The organism is Candidatus Contendobacter odensis Run_B_J11, assembly GCF_000531125.1.
GTDB lineage: Bacteria > Pseudomonadota > Gammaproteobacteria > Competibacterales > Competibacteraceae > Contendibacter > Contendibacter odensensis.
Window position 1 is genome coordinate 21,571 of record NZ_CBTK010000267.1, and the last position, 7,193, is coordinate 28,763.

Here is a 7,193-nt window from a genome sequence, read left to right on the forward strand (position 1 = left end):
GAACCGAGGTGGGTTTTTTGTTGTTATAAAATTGGAAAACAACAGCCTGTTGCTAAAAAAAAACAAACTCAAGGCTTTGTGTTTTTTTTGAAAATATCAGTTGCGTTTGTGCTTCAGAATGCGTATAAATCTCCCCAATGAGTTGTGAAAACCCTCTTGTTGTGTACATACAACACAAACCTAGGAGTTAAGTCATGAAAAAGTCTACTCTTGCGCTGGCCGTTGCTGCTGCGCTGGTTGGTTTTGGTTCTGCTGCTTATGCGGATACCACCCTGTACGGTTCTGCCCGGGTATCGGTCGACTGGGTTGACAACAGTATCGGCCCCCAAAATAACTTCTCCCTCACCCCCGGCGGCATTAGCTCTTATGGCACCCCCGGTGCTGATGGAGTCTGGGATGTCTACAACAACTCTTCCCGGCTGGGTGTGCGTGGTGAGGAAGATCTGGGCGGCGGTCTGGCGGCTATCTATCAATATGAGTTTGGCGTTGATGTGACTGAAGGTGGTACTGGCTTTAACAGCAACCGGCCGAAGTGGGTTGGATTGAAGGGCAACAGTTGGGGTTCAGTCACTCTTGGCACCCAGTGGACTCCCTACTACAACGTGATGGGCGTCGCTGATATTTTCAACAGCAACCGCCCGTTCGATAACTCCACCGTCTACCTGGGTAAACAGTTCGGGACGCGCATGGACAACAGCGTGGTCTACTCCACGCCCAATTGGAGCGGGTTTAGCGCCCAGGCGATGTTGGTCATGAATGGGACGGGCAGTGCGGGTGACAAGATAAGTACTTCCTGTGTAGACCTCAGGACCTGCCCGAGTAATCTCAGTGATGGCGTTGATCTGTGGAACATCGCGGCGACCTACAAGAACGGTCCGTTCTTTATCGGTGCGACCTATCTGGCGCTGAATGGCGATAACTTTGATACCGTCTTTAACACCAACCCCGTTACTTTTATCAATAGCACTCGGCCGGCGTTTGACGGGGATCAGTGGGGTATAGCCATAGGTTATAACCAGGGTCCATTCGCGCTCACCCTCAGCTACGAGGACGGCGATGCTAACAACGCATACTTCGGTACGTCTCAGAACATTTATGTGACCGGCCAGTACACCTTTGGCAACAATGTTATCCGGGCTGCATATGGCTACATGTCTCCGGACAGCGCGGTTTATGTGCAAAATGTTGCTAATGCTAATACCGTGCGATTTGATCAGCAAGACATCAACAATTACATCCTGGGTTACCAGTACAACTTCAGCAAGCGTACCCGCGTCTTCGCTGAGTACATTGGTCAAGACCTAAACAACAATGGCGACGTCAACATCGTCTCCATGGGTACCCGGGTTGATTTCTGATTCGCTCTGCTGAATCAGGTTAAAAAAACCAGCGGACGCCTTCGGGCGTCCGTTTTTGTTTTCTCGCTTGGAAGTTGCTGTCCAGTTCGTTGTGTATGCGCAAATTGGTTGTATTTTTATGAAAATGCAGTTGCTTTTTTGCTGCAATGTGTATATAAATACCAGCAAGGTTGCTTCAAGACTGCTTTCCAATCAAGGTATCAATTTGATCGGAAAGGAATTTTGAAGTCTGTTTGTTTTGCACCACAACTTGAGACTCACACGATGAAAAAGTCTATTCTTGCCTTGGCCGTTGCCGCAGCGCTCGCCGCTCCTCTCGCCGCACAGGCTGACACCATTCTGTACGGTTCCGCCCGGGTGTCGGTGGATTACAATGACGAAAAGTTAGGTTTGCTGGATCAAGTGCCCGGCGCGACCGATCCCGATGGCTATTGGGATGTTGTTAACAACGACTCACGGTTGGGTGTCCTAGGCTCCGAAGATCTGGGGGGAGGGCTGAGCGCTGTCTATCAATACGAGTTTGGGGTGGATGTCACTGAAGGCGGTAATTTCGAGAGTAACCGTCCTAAATTCGTCGGTCTCAAGGGTAACTTCGGCACCGTAACCTTGGGTACACAGGAAACCCCCTATTACCATGTTGCGGGTGTTACCGACATCTTCAACAGTGGCAAAACATTTACTGGCCCGTTCTGGTTGGGTGGCTCGTTCAACGGGTTTGAGGTCGATGTTTCGGGAAACACGACTCGTGGCAGGGGTGCTCTGACCCGTTATGACAATAGCGTTTATTATACGACGCCCGACTTCAACGGTTTCACTGGTGAAGCCATGCTGGTCATGAATGGCGCGAATGATTTCAATGGCGGGGCCGGTTACTCCGATAATATTGATGTCTGGAATATCGCCGCTAAGTACAGTAATGGTCCGTTTTTCGCCGGTGTTAGCTACATCGCGCTCGATGGCAACAGCAACGTCTCGATTTCTAATACTGTAAGCCTTGATCTTGATCTGGATCAATGGGTCGTGGGCCTAGGGTATGCTTCAGGTCCTTTCAGCGTGGGCTTTATTTATGAGCAGGGTACGCTCAACCAGTTCGGCCTGATTTCCAATGCCAGAGTTGGTGGTGTTCGCGTTGGTGGTGATGATGCAAGCAACTTCTTCCTGACGGGTTCTTACACCTTCGGAAATAACATGATCAGTGCTGCTTACGGCCAGCTTGATCCCGGCACTAAAGGCGATAACACAATCGACAACTATGTTGTTGGCTACCAATACAACTTCAGCAAGCGGACTCGACTTTGGGCCGAATACATCGGCCGCAGCGCCGACAGCTTCTTCTACGGCGACCAAAACGCCGTTTCTATTGGCACCCGCGTAGATTTCTAATTCAAGCAAGACAGGCGTAAGGGCAGCGGGCGCTGGCGACAGCGCCCGTTTTTTATGCTCGACCGCCGCCCTTCAAGGCTTCAGTGCCTGTACCCCGTCGGGAGTTCCCAGCAGCAGCACATCCGCCGGACGCAGTGCGAACAATCCCACGGTGACGACGCCGGCGATGTTATTGAATTCCGTCTCCAGCTTGGCCGGATCCAGAATTCGCAGGTTATAAACATCCAGAATCAGATTGCCGTTATCAGTGATGAAATTTTCGCGCAGCACCGGCTGACCGCCCCGTTTGAGCAATTCCCGCCCGACATGACTGCGCGCCATTGGAATCACTTCGACCGGTAGCGGAAATGTTCCCAGCACGTCTACCAATTTGGTTTGATCAGCGATGCAAATGAACTGGTCACTGGCGGCGGCAATAATCTTTTCGCGGGTCAACGCCCCACCGCCGCCCTTGATCAATTGCAAATGCCGATTGGCCTCATCGGCGCCATCCACATATAACGGCAACGGTCCAGCCGCATTTAGATCCAGCACCGGGATTTTGTGCGCCTTCAACCGCTGAGTCGTTGCTTCTGAACTCGAAACTGCGCCCTCAATCCGGTGCTTGATCCGCGACAGGGCGTCAATAAAATGATTGACTGTCGATCCGGTGCCGATTCCTACGACGGTATTTTCTTCAACATATTTCAAAGCTGCTTCGGCGGCGCGTTTTTTCATCTCATCGCTGGACATGGCGGTGTTCTCCTCCACAATTTTCCAAAGCCATCATGCACGATTACATCAAAAAAATTCTCACTGCCCGGGTTTACGATGTCGCTATCGAATCGCCGCTGGAGGTCATGAACCGCCTGTCGCGGCGGCTGAACAATCGGGTACTGCTCAAGCGCGAGGACTTGCAACCGGTGTTCTCCTTCAAGCTGCGCGGCGCTTATAACAAGATCGCCAAGCTGTCACGCGAAACCTTGGACAAAGGCATTATTTGCGCCTCAGCGGGTAATCATGCCCAAGGGGTCGCGCTGGCCGCCCAGCGGCTCGGTGCGAAAGCCACGATTGTTATGCCGCGCACTACTCCAGCGATCAAGATCCAGGCGGTGCGCGACCGGGGCGGAAAAACGGTACTGTTCGGCGACACCTACGATGAAGCCTATCAACACGCCCGGCAACTGGAAACCGAAAAGGGCATGACCTTTATTCATCCCTACGACGATCCAGACGTTATCGCCGGCAATGGCACCATCGGCATGGAAATCCTGCGCCAGCACCCCGACCCGATTGAAGCGATCTTTATTGCGGTTGGCGGCGGCGGCCTGATCGCCGGAGTGGCGACCTATGTGAAGTTTCTGCGCCCGGATATCAAGATCATCGGGGTGGAACCGGATGACGCCGCTTCGATGTATGAGGCGCTCAAGCAGGGTCACCGGGTGATTCTCGATCAAGTCGGTATTTTCGCCGATGGCGTTGCAGTGCGGCAGGTGGGTGAAGAGACCTTCCGGCTGGCGCAGGATCTGGTGGATGAGGTCATCGTGGTGTCCACCGATGAAATTTGTGCCGCCACCAAGGACATTTTCGACGATACCCGTTCCATCGCCGAACCCGCTGGAGCGCTGGGCGCAGCAGGTTTGAAAAAGTACGTAGAGCGCACCGGCGTCACCGGTAAAAATCTGATCGCCATCAACTGTGGCGCCAACATCAATTTTGACCGGCTGCGCCATGTCGCCGAACGGGCTGAATTGGGCGAACGGCGCGAGGCGTTGCTGGCAGTGACCATCCCGGAACATCCGGGCAGCTTCCGCAAGTTTTGCCAAGTCATCGGCAAGCGGGCTATTACCGAGTTCAACTACCGTTACGCCGATGCGCGGCAGGCGCAAGTTTTCGCAGGCATCCAACTGACCGAAGGTGAAGAAGAAAAAAACCGCATCTTCGAGGCATTGCACGAGCAGGGCTACCCGGCAGTGGACATGAGCGACAACGAGATGGCGAAACTGCATGTGCGTTACATGGTGGGCGGTCATGCGCCGGGAATCCGCGACGAGCTGCTCTACCGGTTCCAGTTTCCCGAACGGCCGGGCGCATTGCTGAAGTTTCTTACCGGCATGGCGCACGGCTGGAATATCAGCCTGTTCCATTACCGCAATCACGGCTCCGATTACGGTCGGGTGCTGATCGGGATTCAGGTTCCAGCAGCAGAACGGTCCCAGTTCGATCAGTACATCCGTGAACTGGGCTATCCCCATTGCGACGAGACCGACAATCCGGCCTATCGGCTGTTTCTGGATGGGCGGAGCTAATCCGGCGCAGCTTCCAGCGTCAGAATAAACGCCCATTGCGCCGCAGTCACCGGCAGCACCGACAACCGGTTGAACCGGCGTAGCAGGGCGAACTCTCCCAGCGCCGTTGGGTGCTGCTTCAATTCGGCCAGGGTGATCGGTCGTTGCAAGGCTCTGAGCAGTTGAACGTCCACCCGGTACCAGCGCGGATTCGCCGGCGTACTGGCCGGATCGTGATAAGGGCTGGCCGGATCGAACGCAGTCTCATCGGGATAGCCTGCCCGCACAATTTCAACAATCCCAACAATGGCCGGATGCGCAGTGCCGGAATGATAAAAGAACGCCTGGTCGCCTACCCGCAAGCCATCCCGCAGAAAATTGCGAGCCTGATAGTTGCGAACCCCTTCCCATGGCGTGATCCGGTTGGGTGCGGCAACCAGATCGGTGATTCCGAACGCCGAAGGCTCTGATTTCAATAGCCAGTAGCTCATGCGTAACCTCTTAATCCGTGTAAGCCCTGGGCTGTACTATCAATCGCGGGTTCGGCACGGATGAAGATCGGCAGCAGGAGCAGGCATAAAAAACCGCTGGCGTGGGAGTCGCCAGCGGGCAGGGCCTATAGAGAACTAAAACAGCTTGAGGGTGTGGCCCAGCAACGCAGCAGCCGATCCCAGGACGGCGACGATGGCGAGGACCAAGGCCAGAGTAGCGCGTGCCGTCGACGATCCACCGGACTGGGCAACGAGGTCAGCGGTGGCTCGCTGCACTGATCGCTCGGCAGTTTCCCGGGCGATGGTTTCGATCACCGGTTGAATCCCCGAGCGAACCATCTGGATAATCTGTTGCTTAAATTCAGGTGAGCCGGTGATCATCACCAATGTTTCCTGGCTTTGCCGGCCAACCTGTTCTTCGATCTGCGCAAGCAACTCTTCCCGGTTGACTTCCAGACCACGGGCAATATTGCGCTGGGAAATACCCTCGCTGACTTCACGGGCGGCCTGTTCAGCGACTGTTCTGGCGCTTTCCTGGGCCGTAGTACGGGCAGTGCGTTCAGCAGTGCCACGGGCAATTTCAGTAGCGACCTGCTTGGCGGCTTCCTGGGCGGCGCGTACCGCCGCATGCGCGGCTCGCCGGCCCAAATCTTCAGCGACACCGCGCGCTGCTTGCTGGGCGACTTCACGCGCCAGATTGGGCACTAATTCCTGAACGATGTCGCGGGCGACTTTTTCGGCGGCAGCCCAAGCCGCACGCTCGGCGATTTGTTCGACCTCGGTTGCAGACATTGCAACAGTCGGGGCTGTCGTTGGGGCTTTGGCAGGAGCCGCAACCGGCGGTTGAGCAGGGGTGACCGGGGTTGGCGGCGTTTTCTCGACGACGGCTGGCGGGGTAATCACGGGTCTCGGCGGCGTCGCCGGCTCCACCATCGAAATGGCGGCAGTGCCCTCGCTGACCATCCGCAGCACTTCGTCCAGTTGTTCCGGGGTGTAGGGCTTGGAGAGGAAACCGACTGCGCCGCTTTCCTTGGCGTCCCGCTTGTCCTCGTCGGTGGCGTTGGCTGAACACATGATGATGGGCGACGCGCCCTGAGGATTGTGGCCGGTGATGGCCCGACTGGTCTCGAAGCCGTCCATACCGGGCATCATCACATCCATGAAGATGATTTCAGGCTTCTTGGTGTCCAGGTACTTCATGCAATCTTCGCCGGATCCGACCCAATCAACCTCGATACCGCGCTCGATCAACAGCTTGCGTAAGGTTAAGTGAGCGACTTTGGAATCGTCCACCACCAGCGCTTTTTTGATATTCATGCAGGCCTCCTACGGCATGAGAATCGTCATTTTGTCCCGAACGGTTCCAGTTGCGATCCGTTCGACTATATTGATCCATTGCGGTTGTCGTGCGAAGGGTGAAAATCAAGACTATGGTTATAGTGTGGTGCGGTCAAAATCGCATCATCATTCGCCCGATAACTCTAAATTAAGCCTTAGCCTGATACTTTAAGCCAAATCCATCAAAGGAACCACGTTATGAAAAGAACTCTACTTGCTCTGGTCGCGCCGCCCGCCGCCGTCGCCCGCCATGGCTGTGCAGCCTGTACCGCCGCGCCCATCGGCGTCTTCTGGCTGGCCAGCCTGGCCGGCATCGGCTACGGCCTCGCTGGCGGTACCCTCGGCAACCTGCTGGG

The 7,193-nt window shown here is 55.2% G+C and carries 6 protein-coding genes; 3 read left to right on the plus strand and 3 right to left on the minus strand.

Translation table 11 applies throughout. From position 1 onward, the window contains the following. Positions 1 to 194 precede the first annotated feature (194 nt). Positions 195 to 1,358 carry a porin gene (locus tag BN874_RS16090; RefSeq protein ID WP_034435245.1) on the plus strand — a complete coding sequence of 388 codons (1,164 nt, stop codon included), beginning with the start codon at positions 195 to 197 and terminating at the stop codon, positions 1,356 to 1,358. A 264-nt stretch (positions 1,359 to 1,622) separates the two neighbouring features. Next, positions 1,623 to 2,741, plus strand: coding sequence for a porin (locus BN874_RS16095; protein ID WP_034435246.1), 1,119 nt, complete (start codon positions 1,623 to 1,625; stop codon positions 2,739 to 2,741). A gap of 72 nt (positions 2,742 to 2,813) precedes the next feature. On the opposite strand, the gene rpiA is transcribed toward BN874_RS16095, so the two are convergent. After that, positions 2,814 to 3,473, minus strand: coding sequence for a ribose-5-phosphate isomerase RpiA (rpiA, locus tag BN874_RS16100; RefSeq protein ID WP_034435247.1), 660 nt, complete (start codon positions 3,471 to 3,473; stop codon positions 2,814 to 2,816). 35 nt (positions 3,474 to 3,508) lie between these two features. On the opposite strand from rpiA, the gene ilvA reads away from it, so the two are divergent. Continuing rightward, positions 3,509 to 5,029 (plus strand): threonine ammonia-lyase, biosynthetic, encoded by a 1,521-nt coding sequence (gene ilvA / locus BN874_RS16105; RefSeq protein ID WP_034435248.1) that lies wholly within the window; start codon positions 3,509 to 3,511, stop codon positions 5,027 to 5,029. Here ilvA and BN874_RS16110 read toward each other — a convergent pair. After that, complete coding sequence (locus BN874_RS16110) at positions 5,026 to 5,499, minus strand: EVE domain-containing protein (protein ID WP_034435249.1); 474 nt, start codon at positions 5,497 to 5,499, stop codon at positions 5,026 to 5,028. The genes ilvA and BN874_RS16110 overlap by 4 nt on opposite strands. 135 nt (positions 5,500 to 5,634) lie before the next feature. Continuing rightward, positions 5,635 to 6,816: a response regulator gene (locus BN874_RS22810; RefSeq protein ID WP_051497937.1), complete on the minus strand. Its 1,182-nt coding sequence runs from the start codon at positions 6,814 to 6,816 to the stop codon at positions 5,635 to 5,637. Positions 6,817 to 7,193 lie beyond the last annotated feature (377 nt).